This is a genomic window from Idiomarina sp. ST10R2A5 (assembly GCF_051842325.1).
GTDB classification, from domain to species: domain Bacteria; phylum Pseudomonadota; class Gammaproteobacteria; order Enterobacterales; family Alteromonadaceae; genus Idiomarina; species Idiomarina abyssalis.
Genome location: NZ_JBNIEX010000008.1, coordinates 81,179 through 105,193 on the forward strand (window position 1 = coordinate 81,179; position 24,015 = coordinate 105,193).

Genomic DNA, 24,015 nt, shown 5'->3' on the forward strand with positions numbered 1-24,015 from the left:
TCGCATGAGCTTTGATATGGACGAAGACATTCTGCAGGACTTTTTGATCGAGGCGGGAGAGATCCTCGAGCAATTGTCTGAACAGCTGGTTGAACTGGAAAATGATCCAGAAAATAAAGACCTGCTGAATGCTATTTTCCGTGGTTTTCATACCGTTAAAGGTGGTGCCGGTTTTTTGTCGCTGGGCGCACTCGTTGATACCTGCCACGGTGCGGAAAATGTGTTCGATACCCTGCGTAATGGCCAACGTACCGTCACCTCCGACTTGATGGATGTTATTCTACAGTCGCTGGATACCATTAATGCTCAATTTGCACAGGTTCGGGCCAAAGAAGAACCTGAAGCTGCATCACCTGAATTACTGGAGCTTCTGCATAAGTTGAGTCAGCCGGAATCGGAAGATGAAGAGCCGGTTAAAGCGCCGGAGCCCGAACCAGAGCCAGAACCAGAACCCGAGGCAACCGACGCAAGTAGCGGCGAAAGTATTGATGAAATTCAGGACGATGAATTTGAAGCCTTACTGGATGAGCTGCATGGTGAAGGTAAAGGACCAGGCAAGAAAGAAGAAGCTAAAGCTTCCGCTGCTGGGTCGGCACCGGGCGATGACAACGATGAAATAACAGACGATGAGTTTGAATCGTTGCTGGATGAATTGCACGGTAGTGGTAAGGCTCCTCAGAGTGCAGAGAAGACACAAGAGAAGCAAAAAGAGCCGGCAAAAGATGACGAAATAACAGATGACGAGTTCGAGTCGCTGTTAGATGAACTCCATGGCAGTGGTAAAGCGCCGACGCCGAAAGGAGATAAGCCAGCAGAAAAAGCCGCTGAGAAGAAACCTGAGCCAAAAGCGCAAGCTAAACCTCAACCTAAGCCTGCAGCTAAACCAGAGCCGAAAGCAGCTGCGGCCAAAGCGGAAGATAAACCTGCGGCAGCAAAAGCCGTGGATAAAAAGCCAGCGGCGCCGGCACCAGCTCAGGCTGAAACCACAGTCCGGGTTGATACCAAACGTTTAGATGAAATTATGAATATGGTCGGTGAGCTGGTTTTAGTCCGGAATCGTCTATTAAGCCTGAGTAACTCAGATGAATCAGACAGTGACGAGATGGGTAAAGCCATTTCTAATCTGGATGTTGTAACTGGCGACTTGCAAGGCGCGGTTATGAAAACCCGTATGCAGCCTATTAAGAAAGTTTTTGGGCGTTTCCCTCGGGTTGTCAGGGACTTAGCGCGCAGCCTTAAGAAAGAAATTAACCTTGAGATGTACGGTGAAGATACTGACCTGGATAAAAACCTGGTAGAAGCACTGGCCGATCCTTTGGTGCATTTGGTTCGTAACTCTGTTGACCACGGTATTGAAATGCCGGACGTGCGCGAAGCTAATGGTAAACCGCGTGCGGGGACGGTAACGCTGTCGGCGTCTCAGGAAGGCGACCATATTATGCTGTCGATTAAAGACGACGGTGCAGGTATGGATGCGGAAAAGCTTAAGGGCATTGCTATCAGCAAAGGTATTCTCGATACCGACGCCGCTGCGCGTCTGAGTGACGAAGATGCTTATAATCTGATTTTTGCCGCTGGCTTTTCGACCAAAGAAGAAGTTTCAGACATATCCGGCCGCGGTGTCGGGATGGATGTGGTTAAAACCAAAATTAGTCAGCTTAACGGTAGTGTCAAAATTCAGTCTGAGCTGGGTAAGGGCACGGAGCTTTTAATTAAAGTTCCACTGACTCTGGCGATACTGCCTACCTTAATGGTTGCGGTAAAAGAGCAGACATTTGCTCTGCCACTGGCTGTGGTAAGCGAAATTATCGATCTGGATATGAAGCGTACCAATACCGTTGATGGTCAATTAACACTGATTGTACGTGACCGTGCTATTCCGCTGTTTTTCTTAGAGCATTGGTTGGTTCGTAATCCGGATCGTTCAAGCCGTAATGAGAAAGGCCATGTCGTGGTTGTGCAAATTGGCAACCAACAGGTTGGTTTCGTCGTCAACGCATTGATTGGTCAGGAAGAAGTGGTCATAAAACCATTAGATAAGCTATTGCAGGGTACACCGGGTATGGCTGGAGCAACTATCACCAGTGATGGCGGTATTGCTTTGATTGTTGATGTACCAAGTATGCTTAAGTATTACGCAAAACGATAACGGGACACACCGTTCATGACTGTAAAAGTTCTCGTGGTAGATGACTCGGCGTTTTTCCGCCGCCGGGTGACTGAGATTTTAGAAGACAATGCCAACATTAAAGTGATTGGTAGTGCCAATAACGGAGAAGAAGCGGTTTCACAAAGTCGCGTGCTTAAGCCGGATGTCATTACCATGGACATTGAAATGCCGGTAATGAACGGTATTGATGCTGTGAAAGCCATAATGAGCAGCAACCCTTGCCCTATTTTGATGTTTAGCTCGCTGACTCATGAAGGCGCTACAGCTACGTTAAACGCGTTAGAAGCGGGCGCCGCTGACTTCCTGCCAAAGAAATTTGAAGACATTGCACGGAATCGCGATGAAGCAGTGAACACGCTGCAGGATCGCGTACTGGCAATTGCCCGGCAACCTGTTAGCCGCACGCCTGCCAGACCCTCACCGGCACCGGCAGTAAAGAAACCAGCAGAACGCCCGGATGAGCCAAAGACCGCGCTTGAGCGTATTCGTCAGCGCAACCAGGAATTACAGAGCCAGCGTGAAAGTGATGCCCGCACCGCAAAGTCTGCAGGGTCACTAACAACGAACCGGGCGTATCAGATTTTGGCAATAGGAACGTCGACTGGAGGCCCTGTCGCGCTGCAGAAAATACTGACTCAGCTACCGGCTAATTTCCCTTATCCAATTGTAATGGTTCAGCATATGCCGGCAGCGTTCACAAAAGCTTTTGCACAGCGTCTGAATGGTTTGTGTCAGGTTAATGTGAAGGAAGCAGAGGATGGCGACGTGCTCAGAGCCGGGACAGCGTATTTAGCGCCGGGCGGAAAACAACTTATGGTCGAAGGCAGGCCGGGTAGTGCACGTTTAAGGGTAAAAGACGATACCAGTGGACGCATTACTTATAAGCCGAGCGTGGATTTAACCTTTGCAAGCTTATCAAAGACCTATATGGGTAAAGTGCTTGGTGTCATTTTAACCGGTATGGGAGCCGATGGTCGTGATGGCTCTCGTATGCTGAAAGATCAAGGAGCCACGATATGGGCCCAAGATCAGGCCAGCTGTGTTGTCTATGGTATGCCGCAGGCTGTTGCGCAAGCGGGAATTTCAACTCGCAGTATTAGCCTGGATGACATGGCCAGGATGATTATGAAAGAAGTCGGTTACAGCGGCTTATAGCGGGATGAGTGAATGATCGTATGGACGGTAGCTAATCAAAAAGGCGGGGTCGGCAAGACCACGACAGCTGTTGCTTTGGCTGGACTTTTGGCTGAGCAGGGTAAGCGAGTCCTTTGTATTGATACCGATCCTCACGCGTCATTAACTTACTATTTTGGCATTGACTCGGAAGAACTTGAATCCAGTGCTTTTGATGTATTTAGCGCCGGTAAGAACATAACGGCTGAGCTAATGCGTCGCAGTATTTTGCCAACCGAGTTTAACAACCTGAGTGTTATGCCGGCCACTATGGCATTAGCAACGCTGGATAGAAAGCTGGGGACTCAGGACGGCATGGGGTTAGTACTTAAGCGCGGCCTGGCGATGATAGCCGATGACTTCGATTATGTCCTGATTGATGTACCGCCGGTATTGGGGGTTCTTATGGTCAATGCGCTGGCCTGTTGCCGTCGAGTGCTAATTCCGGTGCAGACTGAGTTTTTGGCCTTAAAAGGCCTTGACCGGATGATGCGAACCCTGACACTCATCCATAAGTCGCGTGGCGAGAATTATGCTTATACCATTATCCCGACACTTTACGACAAACGAACCAATGCATCGCTGCAAACATACAAAAAACTGATTGCCCGTTATGGACGTTCGGTCTGGAATGGCATGATTCCAATAGATACTAAATTTCGGGATGCATCCAACGAGCAACAGCCTCCTTCAGTTTATGCGCCTAAGGCGCGGGGAGTTTTGGCTTATCAATCCTTGTTGACCAATTTACAGCAGTTGGATGTACGTTGATTTATGAACATGAAACGCGATAACAGTGAAGCGGCAATGGCCGAATACCTCGACGCTTTATTGCTCGAGGAAGAAACGGTTGAGTTTGATAATGAGCCGGTAAAACGACTGCTTGCACAGGCTGCGCCGAAAATTCAGGCGGTATCTGAGAAAGAAACCGTTAGTCTGAATCGCGAACAGGATTTATTACCTTTAGTTTCTGTAAAAGCTGACGATATCTATACAGAGCCGGAGGTTGAAGTTGCCACTGAAGTGGATACCTCGACCGAAACAGTAACCGATGATTCATCGGCTGCTGAAATAGATAACGAAACAGACAACGAAACAGAAACTGAAGCGGAAGTTACTGAAGAACTGGAGACACAGGCAGAGCCACTGCCGGATGCGATGTCTGAGTACATGGAACACGATTTTCAGGCTCTGTTTTTTAAAGTAGCCGGACTGACACTGGCAGTACCATTGAAAAGTCTTGGCGGTATTCATCAATTGGGAAAAATTAGTCCGTTGATGGGTAAACCGAAATGGTTCCGCGGTATTATGACCGAACGAGACAACAAGCTTCAGGTGGTCGATACGGCTCGCTGGGTTATGCCGGAGAAATGCACGCCTGAGCTGGAAGAGAGTTTAGACTATCAGTATTTGATTACACTAAACGACAGCCCGTGGGGCTTGTTGTGTGAAGAGCTGGTTACCAGCGAACCTTTGCAGCCGCATTCAATTCAGTGGCGTAAAGAGACGAATAACAAGCGACCCTGGCTTGCCGGGGTTGTCCGTGACAGAATGTGTGCATTGCTCGATGTTAACGCATTGATTACACTTCTGGATAAAGGTCTGGGACATATCCAGCAAGATTAATAACGCATGGCGGAGTAAGACATGAGTAAAGACAATCGCGCTATCAAGAATGAAACTGACGTTGATAGTAATGACGAAGTTCTGCAGTGGGTAACATTCCAGCTGGAGCAGGAAACTTACGGTATCAATGTAATGCAGGTTCAGGAAGTGCTGCGTTACAGCGAAATTGCTCCGGTACCTGGCGCACCTAACTATGTATTAGGCATTATCAACTTGCGCGGAAATGTCGTTACCGTTATTGATACGCGTCTGCGTTTTGGTCTGCAAACAACAGAAGTCACCGACAACTCCCGTATCGTCATTATTGAGTCTGAACAGCAGGTGATTGGTATACTGGTCGATAGCGTGGCTGAGGTTGTCTACCTGAAAACGTCAGAAATTGACAGCGCACCAAATGTTGGCACCGATGAAAGTGCTCGCTTTATTCAGGGGGTCAGTAACCGCGATGGTGAATTACTGATTTTAGTCGATTTGGACAAAATGCTAACCGATGAAGAATGGGATGAAATTTCCCGTCTGGGTTAATTCATGACGAACTGGTTATTTGTTATTTCAGCGCTGGCTCTTGGGCTGGCCCTCATTGCGTTAGTAGCCGTGGTTATTACTTCGCGGCGGCAGGCTGAGTTAATTGAGCGTCAGCAGCAGCGCCTATTAATGCTGACAGAAACGGCCAGTGAAGTTTTATCGCTGCGTGAGCAGTTTAAACAGCAGCCAGAAGCATCATCTAAAGCTGATTTCGCCCAGCAGCAGGTGGTTGCACAACTGCAACAGCAGGTTGCACAGCTAAACGACGAGCAACAACAGTTGCAGCAGAAATTACAGGAAGTGGCGGAGCAGGACCCGGGCAGTAAGCTTTATCAGCGCGCGGCTAAGCTGGTTGCCAGTGGTGCCAGTGCAGAGGAACTGATGCAAGAATGTGACTTACCTCAGGCCGAAGCGGAGTTGCTCATTTCCTTGCATAAAAAAGGCGCGTAGCTTCGTATTAACCTTCTTCCCATTGCCTTGGGAACTTGCCATCCAACAAATAAGCGAAAGCAATAATTTCGGCGATAATAATGTAAAGCTCTCTGGGAATTTCATCGCCTACATTGAGCTTTGCCAGTGAATCTGACAAGAGCGGATCTTCGTGCACTAAAACTCCATGCTCTTTAGCTACGGCGATGATTTCTTCCGCTAGTTCGTCGAAACCGCGAGCGATTACCTTGGGCGCGTTAAAGCCGTCGTACGACAGTCCTATTGCCTGCTTTTCTTTTTTCTCACTCATACTGTCACCCGAATAATGCCACTGTGCTGCTGTGCCAGGTTGTCTGGAATTTTGCCTTGCTGAACCCGAAGTTTAACGCTGTTTACTTCTAATTCTTCCAGTCTGTTATCGAGCTTTTCGACATGACTTTCCACAACTTTTTGCGCTGTTTTAGTTTCAGTATAGAAGTCAACTGAAGAGCCCTGAGGGTGGTAGCGACCTTTGACCAAAAGAGGGCCTGTGCTATCTAATTCGAAGCGCAGAGTAAATAACCATAAAGTACGGCCGCTGCTTTCTTTGTTGCTACTGTCCTTTTCTCTGCGAATAAGAAGCTCATGTTGCTGCGGCTTTTGTGTGTCGGCCGGTAGCAAAATGTAATATTCCGGTTGCTGCGGAGCCGACTCCTGCAGCCGTGCCTGACTGCTTTGCGCTGAATTCAGAATGCCGGTAAAGAGTTGCAGTAGTCGCTGCAATTGCTGTTGTGGCAGCTGTTGTAACAGCGCATTTATGCGCTCACGAACCTCTCCGGCATTTTCCGGAGCCGGGTTAAGTATCTGCTGTATCAGCGCTTGAGTAAACTGGTTAGGCAAGGCTCTGGGGGCTGAGTTATTGACCGTTGTTGTTTCAGGCTTTTGTTGCATAGCCAGCCCCAGCAGCGTCATTAACATTTGCCCCAGGCTGCCCATTTGCTGGCTGGGTTGGGCACTGACCGGACGTGCAGCAAACCAGTCGCTGACCCAGCTCTGTAGTGCTTGTGGGCGTTGCATAGACTCCGGAGCAGGCATTTTCTGCAACACCTTCAATAAAAGCTGCTGCAGGGCTTTCGGTGGCGACTGAGTGGCTTCCCGCATTGCATCAGCAGACAGCCGCGGGGTTGTTTGTTGTAGCCCTTCAACCGTTGGCTGAGTAAAGAGCTTAGGCCTGATATTTTCAGGTATAAAGCTCTGCAGGGCTTGCTGAAATTGCTTTGGGGTCAGTTGTTGAGCCTGTTTGATTGCCAGCCCACTGGCAACAGGCACCGTTAATTTTTGCGCTGCCTGCAAGTTTAAGTTGCTTTGGCTGCCCGGCTGGCTATCGACTTTAGCTGCAGGAGTTGTTTGAAATGCTGACTGCGAAATAGGTTGAGGTTTAACCGGTAGCTGCACGGTTGCAACTTTTCCCTGTTCAACAAAGGCTTTAATCAACTTGGCCGGTAACTGTGTTAACGGTATTTCTGCAACGGCAACCGGCTTCGCATTACCGGTGGTATTCAGGCTTAACTGCACAACCGGTAGCTTGGGATCCGGCTGGGTAATGGTTAGCTGCAATTTTGCGGGGGCGGTCAACTGGGGTTGTAAATTCTTAGGTGGATTCGGCCACTGCCAGTTGTTGCCCTGAATACGCGCTGGTTGCTGTTCGCCTTTTGCCGGTTCATAAGTCACGGGCAAACTAATTTGAACCAGTAGTTTAGAGAGTACTTTTGCAGTGCTGGCCTGAACTAAAGGTGAATTGTTGGTGGTAGCTGATACCGTCTGGCCCTGTTGAATGTTAGCCGAAGGCGAAGATGGCATATTATTGGTTTTCGGTGTATCAGCCCCACTATTAAAAATGCGCATGAGACTGGATAATTGCTGTTGTTCGGCACGAGCTAAAGTCCGTTCCGGTGATGCCATCATTTGTTGTAGCAGTTGCTTAATATCAGCCATGCGCTTTACCTAAATTTTATGGTAGAATCGTGGGCATTTGCGTCAGCTTACCAGTAAGGTTTCGGTTGTAAAATCCGCATGACACAGGTTGCTTCCACCAATAGTCCACTATTGCACGCAGAGCAGTTAAGCTCAATCCGTGGTGGGCGAGTATTGTTTGAAAATCTCAACTTTTCGGTAAGTGCTGGTCAGTTGTGGCAAGTCAGCGGACCTAACGGAGCCGGCAAGTCCTCACTGTTACGCATTCTGACAGGCTTATTAGAGCCGTCAAATGGTCGTGTGTCGTTTTACGGCAAGCCATTAAGTCATAACTGGTCAGAGTATTGCGAACAACTCTTGTTTATTGGTCATAAGGCCGCCGTCAAAGGTGAGCTAAGTGCCCGTGAAAACTTTCACTGGCAGCAACAATTGTCTTCGACCGAAAATATCGATGCCTGGGAGCTACTTGAAAAGCTCGGCTTACTCGGTTTAGAAGATGAACTGACAACCCGTTTATCGGCAGGTCAGCAAAGACGGGTGGCTTTAACCCGGCTGTGGGCTACGCAGGCTTCACTTTGGATCCTGGACGAACCTTTCACTGCACTCGATGTGCAGGGAATTGCTTTGTTGCAGCAGCGCTTTGTAGAGCATATACAAAACGGCGGTACTATCATTTTTACTTCGCACCAGTCGCTGACCCTTTCCGATCTGACCCCTGAAAAACTGTCACTGGAATATCAGGGGGAAATACTATGAGCCAGTTATCGAGCCGGCAAATTTGGGTGACCTTGCTAAAGCGCGATCTTCGCATAGCGGCACGGCGGCGCAGTGACGCACTGAACCCGTTACTTTTTCTGTTGATGGTTGTGACTTTGTTCCCCCTGGGCATTGGCCCCGGGCCGGATATTTTAGCCCGCATTGCACCGGGTATTATTTGGGTCGCGGCATTATTAGCCAGCTTACTGGGTCTTGAACGGCTGTTCCGCGATGATTTCCAGGACGGTACATTGGAGCAACTATGCTTGTTGCCCCAGCCTTTGGCTTTTACTGTGACGGCAAAAATGGCCGTACACTGGTTGTTAAGCGGATTACCCTTAGTTATTTTGTCACCCGTGCTGGCATTGCTGCTGAGTTTACCGTTGCAAGGCTGGTGGGCATTGGCATTAAGTTTATTGTTGGGCACCCCGGCGTTAAGTGCTTTAGGCGCTATTGGTGCGGCGCTAACCTTACAAGTTCAGCGCGGTAGCTCGCTGGTGAGTTTAATCCTCATTCCGCTCTTTATTCCTTTATTGATATTTGCCACAGCTGCGGTGGAAAATGCGTCGATGGGGCTTGCAGTTCATGGCCAGTTAGCGATACTGGCGGCAATTTCTGTTTTAACCGTAACATTGGCTCCGCTGGCTGTCGCAGCGGGCATTAGAATGAGTGTAAATTAATATGTGGCGATGGTTACACCCTTACGCAAAACCGGAAGCAACTTACCATTTATTGCAGAAACTGCTGCCTTGGTTCGTAGCTCTGACATTAGTGACCCTGGTTACAGGTGTTATCTGGGGGCTGGCGTTTGCTCCGGGTGACTACCAACAGGGCGACAGCTATCGAATCATTTTTCTGCACGTGCCTTCCGCTATTTTCTCTATGGGGGCGTACATGGGTATGGCGGTAATGGGGGCTATTGCTCTTATCTGGCAGATTAAGACCGCGGAGTGGTCTATTCCGGCCATAGCTCCGGTTGGTGCTGCGTTGACTGTGGTTGCTTTGCTTACCGGGGCTATCTGGGGTAAACCGATGTGGGGAACCTGGTGGGTATGGGATGCGCGACTGACCTCTGAACTCATTCTGCTGTTTCTTTATGTTGGTGTCATGGCTCTGTATTTCGCCTTTGATGACGCCAGAACAGGGGCAAAAGCTGCGGCAATACTGTCTCTGGTAGGGGTTATTAACTTACCGATTATTCATTTTTCTGTGGAATGGTGGAACACCTTGCATCAAGGCGCCACCATTACGAAGTTCGAGCGGCCTTCAATAGCGACCAGTATGCTTATACCTTTACTGATATGCCTTGCAGGCTTTGCTTCTTTAACGGTTTCACTAGTGATGATGCGGTTAAAAAATGAGATACTCAGACATGAATTACATCGTCCATGGGCACAACAACGACTGGAGCAGGACTAATGGCTTTTGACAGCTTCACTGACTTTGTCGCAATGGGTGGTTATGGATTTTATGTCTGGTTGTCATTCTTTCTCAGTTTTGTGGTGCTGGCTGGTGTTGCGCTTGAAACTTTATTAGCAAAACGACAGCTGGCTAAGAAAAGCAAGCAGTTACAGCAGCGTCAAGAGCGTTTAGCAAGACGCAAAGCAAGCCGTGCAGAAGTAGGAGACGGTAATGAATCCAAGACGTAAAAAACGCTTAACCTGGGTGGCTGTTTTAGTCATTGGGGTGTCTGTTGCAACCGGGCTTATGTTGTATGCCCTAAGTCAAAGTATTGACCTGTTTTATACACCAACTGAGTTGGTAGAAGGCAAGGGCAAAGACAAACAGAAGCCGCAGGTTGGTCAGCGCATCCGGGTAGGCGGTATGGTGGTTGAAGGTTCCGTCGAGCGTAACCGCGAAACTCTGGAAGTCTCCTTTGAAATTACTGACATTGGGCCCGAAGTTACGGTGCTGTATCAGGGCATTTTGCCGGACTTATTCCGCGAAGGTCAGGGCATTGTCGCGCAAGGTGAACTGATTGAGCCAACGGTGTTAAAAGCCAGCGAAGTATTAGCTAAGCATGACGAAGAATATATGCCACCGGAGCTTGCCGAGCAGATGAAAGGCATAAAGCACGTTAACCCCAATAAAGTTGAAGAGGGTGGCGAGCAATGATTGCTGAAGCAGGACACCTTGCCATAGCCATTGCTCTGGCTTTTTCAGTATTACTAGCGGTTTACCCGTTATGGGGAGCGGCAAAAGGTAACGGCGGTATGATGTCACTAGCCCGTCCTTTTGCCTATGGCCAGTTCTTCTTTACCGCTATTGCCTTTGCTTTACTTGTCGCAGGCTTTGTTACTAACGACTTTAGTATTGCTTATGTTGCTGCTAACTCAAATAGCCAACTACCGGTCGTGTATCGGGTAACGGCTGTATGGGGTTCTCATGAAGGGTCGTTCCTGTTATGGATGTTAATGCAGGCCGGCTGGATAGCTGCCGTTGCGATATTCTCCCGCTCTATGCCGCTACCAATGATAGCTCGAGTGTTAGCTATTCTGGGTTTGATTAGCATTGGCTTTTACCTGTTTATGATCACGGTGTCTAACCCCTTTGATCGCAGTTTGCCATTAATTCCCGTTGACGGAAGAGACTTAAACCCGTTATTGCAGGACCCGGGGATGATCATTCACCCGCCGTTGTTGTACATGGGGTATGTCGGCTTTTCAGTTGCTTTTGCGTTTGCTATAGCCGCACTATTGTCGGGTAAACTTGATGCTGCCTGGGCGCGCTGGTCTCGTCCCTGGACACTCGCCGCGTGGATTTTTCTGACGCTGGGTATTGCTATTGGTAGCTGGTGGGCTTATTACGAGCTTGGCTGGGGTGGCTGGTGGTTCTGGGACCCAGTCGAAAATGCGAGCTTTATGCCATGGCTGGTAGGAACCGCATTGCTGCACTCGTTAGCAGTAACTGAGAAGCGGGGGAGTTTTAAATCCTGGACCGTTTTATTGGCAATTTCTGCCTTTAGCTTAAGTTTACTGGGGACATTCCTGGTGCGCTCAGGCGTTCTCGTTTCAGTACACGCCTTTGCTTCTGACCCCACTCGTGGTCTGTTTATTCTGGTACTGCTGGGGCTGGTTGTTGGCGGCTCTTTGATTTTATATGGACTGCGTGCCGGCAAAATGCAAAGTTACAGTCGTTACGAATTGCTCTCTCGCGAAGTCATGCTTTTGGGTAATAACGTACTGTTAATGGCAGCCATGGTGGTGGTGTTTTTAGGAACCATGTTACCGCTGGTTCATAAAGAAATAGGGCTGGGTACCATTTCAATTGGCGAGCCTTTCTTTAATGAACTCTATAGCTGGCTAGTTATTCCATTTGCGTTAATGCTCGGCCTGGGGCCTTTAATGCGCTGGCGCCGTCAGGCTATGAAGCCGCTTTTAAAACCGCTGGCGTTGGCGTTATCGATAGCTATTGTTCTGGCGTATGCGTTACCCAAAATTTGGGCTGATGAGCTTCCTGCGATGGTTGTTATTGCTTTGTTTCTTGCCTTCTGGGTAGCGCTTGCGACTCTAACGGAAGTTCAGCAAACCGTGAAGCAACGCAAGCAAGGCTTATCGGGGCTTACGAAGATCTCCGGCAGTCACTGGGGAATGGTGCTTGGACATTTAGGGTTTGCTGTAACACTTATCGGTATTAGTCTGGTATCGCACTACGAGCAAGAGCGCGATATTGCGATCGCCCCGGGCCAATCAGCGGACGTTATGGACTACCAGGTGGTATTCGAGAGGCTGGAACATCGAGAAGGGCCTAACTACGACGCAGATAAAGGCTTGTTTACGGTGTATCAGGACGGAAAACAAATTACTCAGTTAACGAGTGAAAAACGCTTCTACCGAGTTCAGCGCACCAGCATGACCGAAGTCGGTCTCGATGCCAGTCTATTACGTGATATTTACATTGCCATGGGTGAGCCCTTAGATGATGAAACCTGGGCAATTCGCTTTTATATAAAACCTTTTGTGCGCTGGATATGGCTCGGAGCCATTATTATGGCGATTGGTGGCGCTATGGCGTTGGCCGACAAGCGCTATAGAAAGCGCAGTAAAAAGGAGGCAGCCGATGACTAAGTTTCGTTGGTTGATTCTGTTTGGGCCGTCGGTTTTGTTTGCAGGTCTTGTGCTTTTCTTACTGAAAGGTTTAGGTAGTGACCCGACGGAGCTGGATTCTGCACTGGTCGATGACCCCGTGCCGCAGTTTCAGGCGAAAGACCTTTATGATACTGATATTACTTATGACCAGTCTGTACTTCATGACGGTCCGCTACTGATGAATGTATGGGCAACCTGGTGTCCTACTTGCCGGGCTGAACATGAGTTTCTAAATGAGTTGGCGGCTAAGGGGATTCCTATTGTTGGTCTCAATTATAAAGACGACTCCAGGGAAAAAGCGATTAATTGGCTGAACACGCTGGGCGACCCTTATACCGTTAACCTGTTCGACCCTGAAGGTGAAATTGCCTTTGATTTTGGTGTCTATGGGGCGCCGGAAACCTACTTTATTGACCATAAAGGTGTTATCCGATATCGCCACGTGGGCGATGTGAATGAACGTAATTGGTCGAATAAACTGCAGGGAATTTATCAGCAGTTGGTGGAGGAAGCGAAATGATACGCACACCTCTATTGGCTTTAATTACTGCTTTTTTGATGGTTTCTTTTGTTTCCGCGGAAGATGAGAACACTCGCCAGTTCGAAAACGAGCAACAACATGAGACCTATCGTCAGCTGATAAAAGAATTGCGCTGTCCTAAGTGCCAGAACCAGAATATTGCCGACTCTAATGCCCCTTTAGCTGAAGATATGCGCGACCGCACATATCAGATGCTGAAAGAAGGCAAATCTAGAGAAGAGATTATCAACTTTATGATCGCGCGTTATGGTGACTTTGTTCACTATCAACCTCCGTTTACGAAAGTGACCAGTATTTTGTGGTGGGGGCCATTATTAATTCTGGTTATTGGTGTGGGCACAGCGATAGCACTAACTCGAAAGAAAAAAGCAGTAGCGGAATTAACACAGGATGAGCGTGAGCGTTTAGAGCAACTGAGGAAGTCGCGCGATGAGTAGTTTATGGTTATTAATGTTGTTGATGTTGCTCGTTGCCGTAGTTTTCGTCTTACTGGCAACAGGCAAGCAACGCCGTTATCACAAGCGTCAGGATGAAAACCAACGCTGGTATGAACAACGTCTGGCCGAGCTTGAAGAAGAGCGCTCTCAATATGACCTGCCTGAAGAAGATTATCAGCACGCAAAGCAAGAATTGGACAAAACGTTTTTGCATGACAGTGAAGACGTTGAAGAAAACGTTCACTGGCACCGGGCTCCTGTGGCATTGCCTATTGTTTTGTTGTTGGTTGTTTCTGCTGGTCTTTACTGGGCTTTTGGAAGTTGGCAATTACAGCTGCAGGCGGAAGATGCACGCAAACAACTTCCGGAATTAGGCAAGACTTTACTGCAGCAACAGAACCAACAAGCCAGTCGTGAAGATTTAAATACCTTTGCATTAGGCCTGCGACAGAAGCTGATGCGTGAACCAGAGGACGCCATAGCCTGGTGGATTTACGCGGGCATAATGGTTGATTTAGGAGCCGGAGAGGATGCTGATGAAGCATTCCAGAAGTCACTGCAAATAGAGCCCAATAGGGTTAATACGTTAGTCAGCTATAGCCGCTTTCTATTGATGTCAGGTGCTGAAGATGGTCAGCCTAAAGCAGCTCGTCTGCTAGCTCGAGCATTAAAGCAAGACCCGGACAATATCGAGGCTCTATCTTTACTGGGTTTTGTTGCTTTTGAACGTCAGGACTGGGCACAGGCAATCAGTGCCTGGGAGTTACTAAAAGAACGGCTGCCGAAAACTTCCGAGCGATATCAGGCTGTAGTCAACGCGTTAGACAACGCTAAAGAGCAGCAGGAAAAAGCCGAGGTGCAATTACAGGTTAGGGTGACGTTAAGTGATAACATGCGCCATCACCTGCCGGAGAATGGCACGCTCTTTGTTTATGTAACGGGAATGGAACAGCCTATGCCGGCTGCCGTCGTTCGCCAACCAGTCAGCGAGTTTCCGGTTACTGTAACTTTGTCCAATCAAAACGCCATGCTACCTGATTATAAGATGAGCGACCTCGAACAATGGCAGGTGCATGCACGTATTTCGCAAGACGAGAAAATAGATCGACAAGCGGGTGATCTTGAAGCAGAAAGAGTCACTATAAATGCTGACGGTTCAGCCGAATTAACTTTGACCTTATCAAGCCGGATTGAAGAATGAAAAAATATGGATTGTTACTACTTGTTTCTCTACTAACGGCGGGGTGTTCGTCAACACCAGACGACCCTTATGCAGACCCTCGTGACCCGTTTGAAGATTTTAACCGGGGAATGTGGGAGTTCAACCGCGATGTAGACAAAGCGGTTATAAAGCCTGCAGCGGAAACCTATGAATATATTCCGCAGCCAATTCGAACTTCTTTGTATCAAGCCGTAGAGAATCTTGAAGAACCGTCTTCATTTGTGAATAACTTACTGCAGTGGAAAGTAGCCGATGCCGGCATCTCTCTGGGCCGCTTTGTTGTGAACTCCACCGTTGGTTTAGTGGGTTTGTTCGACGTTGCAACACCTATGGGTTTGACAAAGCGGGAAGAGAGCTTTGGGCAAACACTGGCAGTCTGGGGTGTGCCTGAGGGGCCTTATTTAATGCTGCCGCTCATGGGGCCTACGGTAGTGGTTGATCGCGGTGGTGATTACGCCGATGGCCAGTACTTTCCGTATCCTCTCTTAAGCTGGCCTCTGGATGTTGCACGTTACGCAATCAAAGGTCTGGAAATGCGCCTGCGGTTACGTGAACAGGAGCGAGTATTAGAAAACTCTCTTGACCCCTATTCTTTTGTTAAAGATGTTTACTATCAGCGCTGGCAGGACCAAGTTTTTGATGGCAACCCTCCGCTTGAAGACGAAGACTTCGAAGACTTTGACGATTTGGACGATGACTGGGACGCTGATGATGAATTCGACGACTCTGACGATTCCGGCGATGAGTCTTATTGACGATTAGCCATTCCTGAACAATGCTTAGGGTATGAGTCAAAGCAAAGAGTAGACCATGCCCCGAGCACACATCGCACTAATTGAAGATGATCCCGTCTTCCAGTCTGTTGTCAGACAGTATCTGGAAAAGAAAGGATACGATGTGTGCTGTGCTGATAATGGTATTGAGGGCATTGAAATTTGCCGTACCCAGTGTCCTGATATTGTACTTTGTGACTTAAAGCTGCCGGATATTGATGGTCTTGAGGTCATTGAGCAACTTCTAAAAGTCTGCACCCACATTCCAATTATTGTTATTTCCGCTTCGGAGAAAATGTCAGACATACGCGAAGCCGTGCGACTGGGCGCCTGGGACTATCTCGTAAAACCAATTCAAAGCCTGGATATTATTGAAAATGCGGTTGAGCATTGCTTACGCCGTTATCAGTTGGAAGAAACCTACCTGCACGATGTTTGGGAGTTAGATGCACACATTGACATCCTTTATCAGGACGACTTGATAGTCGGCCGCCTGGTAGAAGAGCTACACCCCGACGGAGTTTTAAGCCTTAACGATTACCGGTTTGACTGTAGCTTTAATGATATTGGGCAAGCACCAGTTTGGGTTGATTACAGGCCTTTAACTGATGGTAAAGTGCTGGTTATTATGGCTGCCGCGCAGAATGCGACAGAGCAGAATCTGCTGCCGCTGCTGGTATTAAAAACATTGATTGATCCACTGATAAGACAACATTTATCCGGACATGATGACACTCTGCTGTCGCCTGGCGTGTTATTAAGCCACTTGAACCACGAACTATGCCATTCACAAGTCAGAACCGCGTTCGACACTCTGGTTGGCGTGGTGGATACCCAAAAACACAGTTGGGTATGGGCTCAGGCCGGGGATAAATTTAAACCTGAGCCGGGCGCTAAGCCTGATTTGGCTCTCGGTATCTGGCAACACGCTAACTTTCGTGAGCACAAAATTGAATATTTACACAAGTTACACTGCGCTTTTCAGGGCACCGAACTTATTGTGAGTGCTGTGCCTCAAACTGCTTAATGGCTCTATCCAGATAAGGTAATGACATATTCAGATTAATGGGCTGAGTAAATAATGGATACCCAATACCGGCGGCCAACAACGCAGGAACTTTCCACCATCCCTCAACTTCGACAATAAAGAAGAAAATAAGACAAATAGGCACCAGTTTGGCCATATTGCAAATGAGGCGACGGGGAACCGGCATCTTTTCCTGTGCCATGGACAAAATCATAGCGCGTTCAGTAAAGCTGTACTGGGATAGTTGCGGGATGTTACGCGAAGAAAAATACAAAGCCATAGTCAGTCTTTCATTTGAATTTTGTTAATTGGGTTGCATTATAACATGGGAAAAGGTTATAAACTTCCGCTTCTGAAGCGAACAGAATTTAAGGACAGCTGTTATGGTCAAAAAAGTCGTTATTCCAGTAGCCGGGCTCGGAACTCGGATGTTACCCGCTACCAAAGCCATCCCGAAAGAGATGTTACCTTTAGTGGACCGTCCGCTGATTCAATATATTGTTGAAGAGTGCGCAGCAGCAGGGCTGACGGATGTTATTTTAGTGACTCACTCAAGTAAAAACTCCATAGAAAACCACTTTGATACCAGTTTTGAACTGGAAACGACTTTAGAACAGCGCGTAAAACGTCAGTTACTGGCTGAGGTTAAAGCTATTTGCCCAGAGAAAACCACTATTATGCATGTCCGTCAAGGTGTTGCTAAGGGTCTGGGGCATGCGGTTCTTTGTGCTCGTCCTTTAATTGGAGACGAACCTTTTGCGGTTGTTTTGCCCGATGTTTTAGTTGATGAAGCCAGCTGTAAATTGAATAAAGATAATTTGGCAGAAATGGTTAAAAACTTTGAGGAAAGTGGTCATTCACAGGTAATGGTTGAAAAGGTGCCGCAACAGGATGTCAGTAATTATGGTATTGCAGATATTAATGGCGCAGACCTTAAGCCGGGTGAGCAAGCGGAAATTACACAGTTAGTTGAGAAACCGCCGGTTAAAGAAGCGCCATCTGATCTGGCTGTTGTCGGGCGTTATGTTTTCTCGGCTGACTTATGGCCGCTGCTTGAAAAAACGCCTGTTGGTGCCGGCAATGAAATTCAGTTGACCGATGCTATGGCAATGTTGCTTGAAAAACAGCCGGTAAATGCTTACTACATGAAGGGAAAAAGTCACGACTGCGGTAATAAGCTAGGCTATGCTCAGGCTTTCGTTGAGCACGCACTGCGTCACCCGGATTTGGGGGACGATATGAAAGCCTACATAAAGTCTTTGAAGTAATTGCCTCAGCGGGGCTGGTGCTTGAGTATCAGCTCCGCTAAAGTTTTCGCACAGGGACCGGTCTGCTCCGCTTTGGGCAGTACCATGTACAAGCTGCCTTTGCGCGAACTGCTCCCTTCAATTTCTATGCGACTCAGTCTGCCGGAATCCAGATCCTCCTGAACGACATAGGGAGGCAGCCAACAGAAGCCGAGGCCGTTGCGAATAAGCCTTAAAGCCTCGTCGAAGTGACTGACGGTCCAACGTTGTTCAGCTTTCAACCAGCCTTCATCTTCGACCGGGTTACTGCCGGTATCCTGAATAACAATTTGTAAGTGCTGAGACAATTCATTTTGATCAATAGGTTGCGGTAAGTCAGCTAACGGATGGTCAGGGTGACAGACGAGGTCCATACTGTATTGACTGATGGGCTCACCAATAAATCCGCGGGGCAAATGATGAGTGATCACGACATCGGCGGTCTGTTCCTGAATTTGTTCTACAGTACCGGTTAAGACTGTGTCGTTAATGAGAAGACGACTGCCGCGACTTAGCTGTTGAAACTCGTTAAGAACAGGAATGAGCTGACTACGGTCAAAAACCATTTCCAGAGCAAGCTTTACTTCGGGTTCCCAACCTTGTTCCAGGTTATCAGCAAGCTGTTCTATCTCTTCTGTAAGGTTAGTTAGCTGACGAGAACGCCTTAGTAAAACTTCGCCAGCGGTGGTTAAGTGAGCCTTTCTGCCTTTGACCTCAAGCAATTGAACACCAACCACTTGTTGCAGTTTTGCTACTGCGTGATTCAGTGATGATTGGCTTTTATTCAAGGCTTCAGCGGCGTGGGCATAACCGCCATAGTCAACGACCGCTTGCAATATGCGCCATTGTTCAATGGTCGACTTGGGTCGATAAACACTCATTTAGATTCTACTCCGGTGGGCGTTAAACCCGGGCAGTAATTACCGCCCGAATCGGTGCTTGGTAACCTTCAATAGTCATATTGGTGTCATTTGGATCAAGAAAGTCCGCTAAAGATTCTCCTGTCATCCACTGCGTTCGTCTTTGTTCGTCTAAAGATGTGGTGTTGTGATCAACAATAGCGATATCTTTAAAGCCGAGCCGCTCTAACCAAACAGATAGCGCACGGGCACTTGGCAGAAACCATACATTGCGCATCTGTGCGTATCGCTCACCGGGCATCATCACGGTTGTTTCGTCACCCTCAACAACGATGGTTTCTAATACTAGCTGGCCGCCAGGACGAATTAACCCTTTTAGCTGCTGCAAAAAGTCGATGGGTGAACGGCGGTGGTAAAGTACGCCCATGCTAAAAACGGTGTCGAAGCTTTTTAGCTCGGGCATTTGCTCAATACCAACCGGGAAAAAATGTGCGCGCTGTTGTAAGGCCAACGGCATCAGTTGGCGAATAGCCCGAAATTGCATAAGAAAAAGCTCGCCGGGGTCAACGCCCCAAACCGCTTCGGCACCTGCTTCAAGCATGCGCCACAAGTGGTAGCCACTGCCACATCCCACATCCAGTACCTGACGGCCATTTAAGTCGTCTAAATGAGGTGCAACGCGCTGCCACTTCCAGTCTGAACGCCATTCGGTGTCAATAAAAACACCAAATAAGTTGAAAGGACCTTTGCGCCAGGGCTGTAACTGCTGGAGTAACCCCGTTAAACGAGCCCGGTCGGTATCGGATGCCTCATCAGAGTGACCAACCTGAATGGTATCAGATAGCTCGGTATGTTCAGCGTTTAACTCGGGCAATTGCTGTAGAACGCGCTGCCAACGTTTTAAGTTACCGTGAGGGTTATTCTTAAAAGCGGTAAGTTGCGGCGCTAAGGTATCCAGCCATTGAGCGTGCGGGCTTTGCAGAAGTGCACGGAGCTCCTTGCTAAAATCGATCATAGTATTCCTTATTTAACCGCGAGCATTGCTGCAAAATTAAAGCACTGGAACCAGACTGTACTGTGTCGAAAGCCTGCATCCTGAAAGCGTTGCATATGGTCTTCTAATGTATCGACTTTCATGACATTTTCGATAGCTGCACGTTTCTGGCTGATCTCCAGTTCGCTGTAGCCATTAGCGCGTTTAAAGTTGTGGTGCAAATCGACAAGTACATCATTCATATTAGCATCGCTGTGGCGCACCTTTTCTGCCAATAACAGGGCTCCGCCATTGTTCATGCCGTCAAAGATACGTTGAATAATGTCGTTTCTCTTCTCTTGTGGAATGAACTGTAGGGTAAAGTTTAATACAACCACAGAAGCATTCTCAATGTCGGTTTCAGCTAAGTCCTGACAATGAAGTTCTGCAGGGATTTGGCTTTTAAAACCCTCCAAATGTAACCTTGCGCGCTCTATCATTGGTTGGGAGTTATCTACACCAATAATTCGGCAGTGACTTGTCTGTTCGCAACCTTTGCGCATAGCAAGTGTAGCTGCGCCAAGGGAACACCCTAGATCGTACAAATTGGAATTTGGCTGAACGTAACGGCTCACCAATTGAGGCAGAGTTTGTAATATACTTGAGTAGCCCGGCACCGAACGGTTTATCATATCCGGAAAGACTTCCACGACTTGTTGATCGAAACAAAAGTCGGAAATGCTGGGTAAAGGTTTTGCAAATAACGTGTCGTGTTGCGTCATAAAGCTACTTTTATTCAATAAATGGCTTAGATTTATTGGTATTTTACCGATAAATGAGACAGACGCACAGGCAATATTGGACTAAAATTCCGCCATTAGTCCGGGAGGAGAGTACATTGAATCGAGTTTTGGCTATCGTCAGTGCCTTTTTCGCTGCATTTTCGGTGACGTTATCGAGTAGCTATGCCAGCCAACCCGAGAGGTGGCTGGAAGACTATAAAGAAATTCGTGTCGGAGTGCCCGATCAGTTGGCGCCTTTGGTGTCTTTTGAAGATGGCAAAGCCGAAGGTCTGGATGTCGATTTACTGGAAAAGTTTACTCGCGATTTGGCGGTAGAAATTGTTTGGAAACCTTGTGGAGCATGGCAGCAATGCCTGAACGCCATCAAGGCGAAAGAAATTGATGTTCTGACCAGTGTGTCATACTCAGTCGAACGCAATCAGTTTATGGACTTTACTCAAAGCTATTGGTCAATGCCATGGGCTGCAATTTCCCCGATAAATCAAAAAGCTAGCGAGGGAAGTATTGGTTTAAATCAGTTAAGTGATAGTAAAGTTGGTGTGGTTGAAGGCTACAGCATAGAGTCACAGTTGTCTCAGTTGAGAGGTATTCAGCTTATTCAGGTTGATGGAATTCGCGAAGGTTTGAATTTAATACGCAATAGTGGTGTTGATTATTATGTCGACAGTCTGCCTATGCTGGTCTACGAACTGCAGCGAAGACCTCTGCCGGGTACAAAACTTTCGGTTATTGACGATACTCAGGGTGAAGAGCTTTATTTAGGCGTTAGGGAAGACTGGAAGCCACTGGTTATGGCGCTGAATGGTGGTATTGACTCAGTTACTGAAAGTGAGAAAAGTCAGCTTAAACAGAAATGGTATGGTTTTGAGCTAGAGCAGGGCTGGAGTAATAAAGAGCTTCTGGACATTGCTATGAAAGTGGGCTCAGTTGTTTTGTTAATCATTGTTAGCTTTGCGGTCTGGAACAGTCGGCTGCGTAAGGAAATTAAGTTACGCAAAGCTGCCGAAAGACAAATTCGGCATATCGCAACTCATGATGAATTGACGGGTCTTCCCAACAGAAACTTAATGCAGGACCGACTGGAGCAGACTTTAAGTCAAAACGAAAGAACCGGAAAGCCATTCGCTGTTCTGTTTCTGGATCTCGATGGTTTTAAAAAGATTAACGACGATTTTGGTCACAGTTATGGTGATGAACTACTGGTGCAGGCTGCGCACCGCATGAGCAGTCTTTTACGCCGATCAGATACGGTATGTCGTCATGGCGGTGATGAGTTCGTAGTGATTCTTCCGACAGCGAATAATGTCGGGTCCGCACTGGCGGTATCGCGTAAGTTAGTTGTGCAGTTGGCAAAGCCCTACAAAGTGAAGAAAAAGTCACTGGATATCAGTGTGTCTATTGGGGTCAGCCTTTACCCCCAGCATGGGTTAACCTCAGACGATTTATTACGTTCGGCGGACAAGGCGATGTACCGTGCCAAGGCCGCTGGTAAAAATGATGTGCGTCTGGCTGGCGACGACGGATGACATTCGGCGTCAGTCCGCTATAATGTTGCGCTTCGTAAAAACATTCATTGCAACAGCTAGCAGGATAAACGCGCATGCGAACTCATTACTGTGGACAAATAAATGCTGAATTGGCGGGACAAGAGGTCACGCTATGTGGTTGGGTCAATAAACGCCGTGACTTAGGCGGCCTAATTTTTATTGATCTGCGTGACCGTGAAGGGATGCTGCAGGTCGTTTTCGACCCGGACCAAAAAGCCTTATTTGAGACAGCAAACAGCCTGCGTCAGGAATTCTGCGTTCGCTTAAGTGGTAAAGTTAACCGTCGCCCGGAAAGCCAGGTCAATAAAAACATGGCTACCGGCGAAGTCGAACTGCTGGCAACCGATTTAGAAATTCTAAGTCGCTCTGAACCTCTCCCTATCGACTTCAACCAGCAAGTGAGCGAAGAAGCACGACTGCGTTATCGCTACCTTGATTTACGTCGTCCGCAAATGAATGAAAAATTGCAGTTTCGTGCGAAAGTAACCAGCGCGGTGCGTCGCTTTTTTGATGACAACGGCTTCTTAGATATAGAAACGCCAATGTTAACGCGAGCAACGCCGGAAGGCGCGCGCGACTACCTGGTGCCAAGCCGTACTCATAAAGGACGCTTTTTCGCGCTGCCACAAAGCCCTCAGTTGTTTAAACAGCTGCTGATGATGTCGGGTTTTGATCGCTACTATCAAATTGTTAAATGCTTCCGCGACGAAGATTTACGCGCTGACCGCCAACCTGAATTCACTCAGATAGATATCGAAACCTCGTTTATGAGCGCTGAGCAGGTCATGGAAATTACCGAGCAAATGGCTCGTGACCTCTTCAAGCAACTACTTGATGTGGATTTGGGTGAATTCCCGAGCATGACCTGGCACGAAGCCATGCGCCGTTTTGGTAGTGACAAACCCGACCTGCGTAACCCATTAGAGCTGGTTGATGTTGCTGATGTTTTAAAAGACGTTGAGTTTAAAGTCTTTTCTGGCCCGGCGAATGACGAAGAAGGCCGTGTTGCAGCCATTCGCTTACCAGGGCAGGCTGAGAACGTTTCACGCAAAATGATTGATGAATACACACAATTTGTCAGCATTTATGGCGCGAAAGGGCTGGCTTGGATTAAAGTGAATGACCGCAGTACAGGCCGTGACGGGTTGCAGTCGCCGATTCTTAAATTCTTGCCGGATGAAGTGATTGAGCCATTACTAGAGCGCACTGAAGCAAAAACGGGCGATGTCCTCTTCTTTGGTGCTGATAAAGCGAACGTTGTTGCTGAAGCTCTGGGTGCTTTACGCCTGAAGTTGGGTAAAGACTTTGAACTTGTCAGTAATGAGTGGAAACCGCTATGGGTCGTTGACTTCCCAATGTTCGAAGTCGCTGATGATGGCAGCCTGGCCGCATTACACCACCCCTTCACCGCACCGGTCAATGTGACTCCGGAAGAATTAAAAGCCAACCCGGCAGCCGCTATTTCAAATGCCTATGACATGGTATTAAATGGTGTTGAGTTAGGTGGTGGTTCGGTTCGTATCCACGAAAACGCTATGCAGCAAGCGGTGTTTGAAGTATTAGGTATTGAAAAAGACGAAGCTCAGGAAAAATTCGGCTTCCTGCTGGAAGCGTTAAAGTACGGTACGCCGCCGCATGCTGGCCTAGCTTTTGGTCTGGATCGTCTGGTTATGTTGATGGTTGGCGCAACCTCAATTCGTGATGTTATCGCTTTTCCTAAAACAACGACCGCAGCTTGTGTTCTTACCGATGCGCCAGGCGCTGCAAACCCCGCTGCGTTGCAAGAGCTGGGCGTAAAAAGTATGGTAGAGGAAGACGAATAACCA

General features: G+C 48.0%; 26 protein-coding genes. 20 read left to right on the forward strand and 6 right to left on the reverse strand.

Going from position 1 to position 24,015, the window contains the following annotated elements:
- Window positions 1-4 precede the first annotated feature (4 nt).
- The 6 genes from ACP7FG_RS10765 to ACP7FG_RS10790 are packed head-to-tail and all read left to right on the forward strand — an operon-like array spanning window position 5 to window position 5,944.
- Window positions 5-2,149, forward strand: a complete 2,145-nt coding sequence (locus tag ACP7FG_RS10765; RefSeq protein WP_439226363.1) for a chemotaxis protein CheW — start codon at window positions 5-7, stop codon at window positions 2,147-2,149.
- Window positions 2,150-2,164: 15 nt separating this feature from the next.
- Entirely contained in the window at window positions 2,165-3,325 is a 1,161-nt protein-coding gene (locus ACP7FG_RS10770) for a protein-glutamate methylesterase/protein-glutamine glutaminase (protein WP_439226364.1), read from the forward strand.
- 12 nt (window positions 3,326-3,337) lie between these two features.
- On the forward strand, window positions 3,338-4,114 hold the full coding sequence (locus tag ACP7FG_RS10775) for a ParA family protein (protein ID WP_054486795.1): 777 nt from the start codon (window positions 3,338-3,340) through the stop codon (window positions 4,112-4,114).
- 3 nt (window positions 4,115-4,117) lie between these two features.
- Window positions 4,118-4,969 carry a chemotaxis protein CheW gene (locus tag ACP7FG_RS10780; protein WP_224797943.1) on the forward strand — a complete coding sequence of 284 codons (852 nt, stop codon included), beginning with the start codon at window positions 4,118-4,120 and terminating at the stop codon, window positions 4,967-4,969.
- 21 nt (window positions 4,970-4,990) lie between these two features.
- On the forward strand, window positions 4,991-5,494 hold the full coding sequence (locus ACP7FG_RS10785) for a chemotaxis protein CheW (RefSeq protein WP_054486799.1): 504 nt from the start codon (window positions 4,991-4,993) through the stop codon (window positions 5,492-5,494).
- Window positions 5,495-5,497: 3 nt separating this feature from the next.
- Entirely contained in the window at window positions 5,498-5,944 is a 447-nt protein-coding gene (locus ACP7FG_RS10790) for a DUF2802 domain-containing protein (protein WP_199493078.1), read from the forward strand.
- A gap of 7 nt (window positions 5,945-5,951) precedes the next feature.
- Here the strand turns inward: ACP7FG_RS10790 and ACP7FG_RS10795 are convergent, their stop codons facing one another.
- Together ACP7FG_RS10795 and ACP7FG_RS10800 are read right to left on the reverse strand one after the other, a co-directional pair.
- Window positions 5,952-6,233, reverse strand: a complete 282-nt coding sequence (locus ACP7FG_RS10795; RefSeq protein WP_054486803.1) for an EscU/YscU/HrcU family type III secretion system export apparatus switch protein — start codon at window positions 6,231-6,233, stop codon at window positions 5,952-5,954.
- Window positions 6,230-7,897 carry a flagellar hook-length control protein FliK gene (locus ACP7FG_RS10800; RefSeq protein ID WP_439226365.1) on the reverse strand — a complete coding sequence of 556 codons (1,668 nt, stop codon included), beginning with the start codon at window positions 7,895-7,897 and terminating at the stop codon, window positions 6,230-6,232. The genes ACP7FG_RS10795 and ACP7FG_RS10800 overlap by 4 nt, the downstream gene beginning before the upstream one ends.
- Window positions 7,898-7,975: 78 nt before the next feature.
- Here ACP7FG_RS10800 and ccmA point away from each other — a divergent pair, with 78 nt between their 5' ends.
- From ccmA to ACP7FG_RS10855, 11 genes are read left to right on the forward strand one after another with little or no spacing between them, the layout of a single operon-like run.
- On the forward strand, window positions 7,976-8,632 hold the full coding sequence (ccmA, locus tag ACP7FG_RS10805) for a cytochrome c biogenesis heme-transporting ATPase CcmA (RefSeq protein ID WP_439226366.1): 657 nt from the start codon (window positions 7,976-7,978) through the stop codon (window positions 8,630-8,632).
- Window positions 8,629-9,312, forward strand: a complete 684-nt coding sequence (ccmB, locus tag ACP7FG_RS10810; RefSeq protein ID WP_224797946.1) for a heme exporter protein CcmB — start codon at window positions 8,629-8,631, stop codon at window positions 9,310-9,312. The genes ccmA and ccmB overlap by 4 nt, the downstream gene beginning before the upstream one ends.
- Window position 9,313: 1 nt before the next feature.
- Window positions 9,314-10,051, forward strand: a complete 738-nt coding sequence (locus ACP7FG_RS10815; RefSeq protein WP_439226367.1) for a heme ABC transporter permease — start codon at window positions 9,314-9,316, stop codon at window positions 10,049-10,051.
- Window positions 10,051-10,281 (forward strand): heme exporter protein CcmD, encoded by a 231-nt coding sequence (ccmD, locus tag ACP7FG_RS10820; protein ID WP_439226368.1) that lies wholly within the window; start codon window positions 10,051-10,053, stop codon window positions 10,279-10,281. The genes ACP7FG_RS10815 and ccmD overlap by 1 nt, the downstream gene beginning before the upstream one ends.
- On the forward strand, window positions 10,265-10,747 hold the full coding sequence (gene ccmE / locus ACP7FG_RS10825; RefSeq protein WP_054486815.1) for a cytochrome c maturation protein CcmE: 483 nt from the start codon (window positions 10,265-10,267) through the stop codon (window positions 10,745-10,747). The genes ccmD and ccmE overlap by 17 nt, the downstream gene beginning before the upstream one ends.
- The gene (locus tag ACP7FG_RS10830) at window positions 10,744-12,699 is read left to right on the forward strand and encodes a heme lyase CcmF/NrfE family subunit (protein ID WP_439226369.1); all 1,956 of its coding nucleotides are present in this window, start codon (window positions 10,744-10,746) and stop codon (window positions 12,697-12,699) included. Before ccmE ends, ACP7FG_RS10830 begins: the two co-directional genes overlap by 4 nt.
- Entirely contained in the window at window positions 12,692-13,240 is a 549-nt protein-coding gene (locus ACP7FG_RS10835; protein WP_439226370.1) for a DsbE family thiol:disulfide interchange protein, read from the forward strand. Before ACP7FG_RS10830 ends, ACP7FG_RS10835 begins: the two co-directional genes overlap by 8 nt.
- Complete coding sequence (locus ACP7FG_RS10840) at window positions 13,237-13,698, forward strand: cytochrome c-type biogenesis protein (protein ID WP_439226371.1); 462 nt, start codon at window positions 13,237-13,239, stop codon at window positions 13,696-13,698. The genes ACP7FG_RS10835 and ACP7FG_RS10840 overlap by 4 nt, the downstream gene beginning before the upstream one ends.
- Window positions 13,691-14,899, forward strand: coding sequence for a c-type cytochrome biogenesis protein CcmI (gene ccmI / locus ACP7FG_RS10845; RefSeq protein ID WP_439226372.1), 1,209 nt, complete (start codon window positions 13,691-13,693; stop codon window positions 14,897-14,899). Before ACP7FG_RS10840 ends, ccmI begins: the two co-directional genes overlap by 8 nt.
- On the forward strand, window positions 14,896-15,675 hold the full coding sequence (locus ACP7FG_RS10850; protein WP_439226373.1) for an MlaA family lipoprotein: 780 nt from the start codon (window positions 14,896-14,898) through the stop codon (window positions 15,673-15,675). The genes ccmI and ACP7FG_RS10850 overlap by 4 nt, the downstream gene beginning before the upstream one ends.
- Window positions 15,676-15,730: 55 nt before the next feature.
- A complete protein-coding gene (locus ACP7FG_RS10855) occupies window positions 15,731-16,720 on the forward strand; it encodes a response regulator (RefSeq protein ID WP_439226374.1) in 990 nt (329 codons plus the stop codon).
- On the opposite strand, the gene ACP7FG_RS10860 is transcribed toward ACP7FG_RS10855, so the two are convergent.
- Window positions 16,689-17,000, reverse strand: a complete 312-nt coding sequence (locus ACP7FG_RS10860) for a DUF6170 family protein (protein WP_224797952.1) — start codon at window positions 16,998-17,000, stop codon at window positions 16,689-16,691. The two genes, ACP7FG_RS10855 and ACP7FG_RS10860, sit on opposite strands and share 32 nt — an antisense overlap.
- A gap of 103 nt (window positions 17,001-17,103) precedes the next feature.
- On the opposite strand from ACP7FG_RS10860, the gene galU reads away from it, so the two are divergent.
- A complete protein-coding gene (galU, locus tag ACP7FG_RS10865) occupies window positions 17,104-17,988 on the forward strand; it encodes a UTP--glucose-1-phosphate uridylyltransferase GalU (protein ID WP_054486831.1) in 885 nt (294 codons plus the stop codon).
- A gap of 5 nt (window positions 17,989-17,993) precedes the next feature.
- On the opposite strand, the gene ACP7FG_RS10870 is transcribed toward galU, so the two are convergent.
- The 3 genes from ACP7FG_RS10870 to cmoA are packed head-to-tail and all read right to left on the reverse strand — an operon-like array spanning window position 17,994 to window position 20,621.
- Window positions 17,994-18,887 (reverse strand): LysR family transcriptional regulator, encoded by an 894-nt coding sequence (locus ACP7FG_RS10870; RefSeq protein WP_054486834.1) that lies wholly within the window; start codon window positions 18,885-18,887, stop codon window positions 17,994-17,996.
- A 22-nt stretch (window positions 18,888-18,909) separates the two neighbouring features.
- Window positions 18,910-19,881 (reverse strand): tRNA 5-methoxyuridine(34)/uridine 5-oxyacetic acid(34) synthase CmoB, encoded by a 972-nt coding sequence (gene cmoB / locus ACP7FG_RS10875; RefSeq protein WP_439226375.1) that lies wholly within the window; start codon window positions 19,879-19,881, stop codon window positions 18,910-18,912.
- Window positions 19,882-19,889: 8 nt separating this feature from the next.
- Entirely contained in the window at window positions 19,890-20,621 is a 732-nt protein-coding gene (gene cmoA, locus ACP7FG_RS10880; RefSeq protein ID WP_054486838.1) for a carboxy-S-adenosyl-L-methionine synthase CmoA, read from the reverse strand.
- 116 nt (window positions 20,622-20,737) lie between these two features.
- Between cmoA and ACP7FG_RS10885 the strand changes: the two genes are divergently transcribed.
- Window positions 20,738-22,168 carry a diguanylate cyclase domain-containing protein gene (locus ACP7FG_RS10885; RefSeq protein ID WP_439226376.1) on the forward strand — a complete coding sequence of 477 codons (1,431 nt, stop codon included), beginning with the start codon at window positions 20,738-20,740 and terminating at the stop codon, window positions 22,166-22,168.
- Between the two features lie 74 nt (window positions 22,169-22,242).
- Window positions 22,243-24,012 (forward strand): aspartate--tRNA ligase, encoded by a 1,770-nt coding sequence (gene aspS, locus ACP7FG_RS10890; RefSeq protein WP_224797956.1) that lies wholly within the window; start codon window positions 22,243-22,245, stop codon window positions 24,010-24,012.
- Window positions 24,013-24,015 lie beyond the last annotated feature (3 nt).

Coding starts and splice junctions, on each gene's coding strand:
- aspS (WP_224797956.1), top strand. CDS start 22,243: ATGCGAACTCATTACTGTGGACAAATAAATGCTGAATTGGCGGGACAA.
- ACP7FG_RS10785 (WP_054486799.1), top strand. CDS start 4,991: ATGAGTAAAGACAATCGCGCTATCAAGAATGAAACTGACGTTGATAGT.
- ccmE (WP_054486815.1), top strand. CDS start 10,265: ATGAATCCAAGACGTAAAAAACGCTTAACCTGGGTGGCTGTTTTAGTC.
- ACP7FG_RS10775 (WP_054486795.1), top strand. CDS start 3,338: ATGATCGTATGGACGGTAGCTAATCAAAAAGGCGGGGTCGGCAAGACC.
- ACP7FG_RS10765 (WP_439226363.1), top strand. CDS start 5: ATGAGCTTTGATATGGACGAAGACATTCTGCAGGACTTTTTGATCGAG.
- ACP7FG_RS10860 (WP_224797952.1), bottom strand. CDS start 17,000: ATGGCTTTGTATTTTTCTTCGCGTAACATCCCGCAACTATCCCAGTAC.
- ccmA (WP_439226366.1), top strand. CDS start 7,976: ATGACACAGGTTGCTTCCACCAATAGTCCACTATTGCACGCAGAGCAG.
- ACP7FG_RS10835 (WP_439226370.1), top strand. CDS start 12,692: ATGACTAAGTTTCGTTGGTTGATTCTGTTTGGGCCGTCGGTTTTGTTT.
- ACP7FG_RS10850 (WP_439226373.1), top strand. CDS start 14,896: ATGAAAAAATATGGATTGTTACTACTTGTTTCTCTACTAACGGCGGGG.
- ACP7FG_RS10830 (WP_439226369.1), top strand. CDS start 10,744: ATGATTGCTGAAGCAGGACACCTTGCCATAGCCATTGCTCTGGCTTTT.
- galU (WP_054486831.1), top strand. CDS start 17,104: ATGGTCAAAAAAGTCGTTATTCCAGTAGCCGGGCTCGGAACTCGGATG.
- ACP7FG_RS10800 (WP_439226365.1), bottom strand. CDS start 7,897: ATGGCTGATATTAAGCAACTGCTACAACAAATGATGGCATCACCGGAA.
- cmoA (WP_054486838.1), bottom strand. CDS start 20,621: ATGACGCAACACGACACGTTATTTGCAAAACCTTTACCCAGCATTTCC.
- ACP7FG_RS10815 (WP_439226367.1), top strand. CDS start 9,314: ATGTGGCGATGGTTACACCCTTACGCAAAACCGGAAGCAACTTACCAT.
- ACP7FG_RS10870 (WP_054486834.1), bottom strand. CDS start 18,887: ATGAGTGTTTATCGACCCAAGTCGACCATTGAACAATGGCGCATATTG.
- ccmI (WP_439226372.1), top strand. CDS start 13,691: ATGAGTAGTTTATGGTTATTAATGTTGTTGATGTTGCTCGTTGCCGTA.
- ACP7FG_RS10790 (WP_199493078.1), top strand. CDS start 5,498: ATGACGAACTGGTTATTTGTTATTTCAGCGCTGGCTCTTGGGCTGGCC.
- ACP7FG_RS10840 (WP_439226371.1), top strand. CDS start 13,237: ATGATACGCACACCTCTATTGGCTTTAATTACTGCTTTTTTGATGGTT.
- ACP7FG_RS10780 (WP_224797943.1), top strand. CDS start 4,118: ATGAACATGAAACGCGATAACAGTGAAGCGGCAATGGCCGAATACCTC.
- ACP7FG_RS10855 (WP_439226374.1), top strand. CDS start 15,731: ATGCCCCGAGCACACATCGCACTAATTGAAGATGATCCCGTCTTCCAG.
- cmoB (WP_439226375.1), bottom strand. CDS start 19,881: ATGATCGATTTTAGCAAGGAGCTCCGTGCACTTCTGCAAAGCCCGCAC.
- ACP7FG_RS10770 (WP_439226364.1), top strand. CDS start 2,165: ATGACTGTAAAAGTTCTCGTGGTAGATGACTCGGCGTTTTTCCGCCGC.
- ccmD (WP_439226368.1), top strand. CDS start 10,051: ATGGCTTTTGACAGCTTCACTGACTTTGTCGCAATGGGTGGTTATGGA.
- ccmB (WP_224797946.1), top strand. CDS start 8,629: ATGAGCCAGTTATCGAGCCGGCAAATTTGGGTGACCTTGCTAAAGCGC.
- ACP7FG_RS10795 (WP_054486803.1), bottom strand. CDS start 6,233: ATGAGTGAGAAAAAAGAAAAGCAGGCAATAGGACTGTCGTACGACGGC.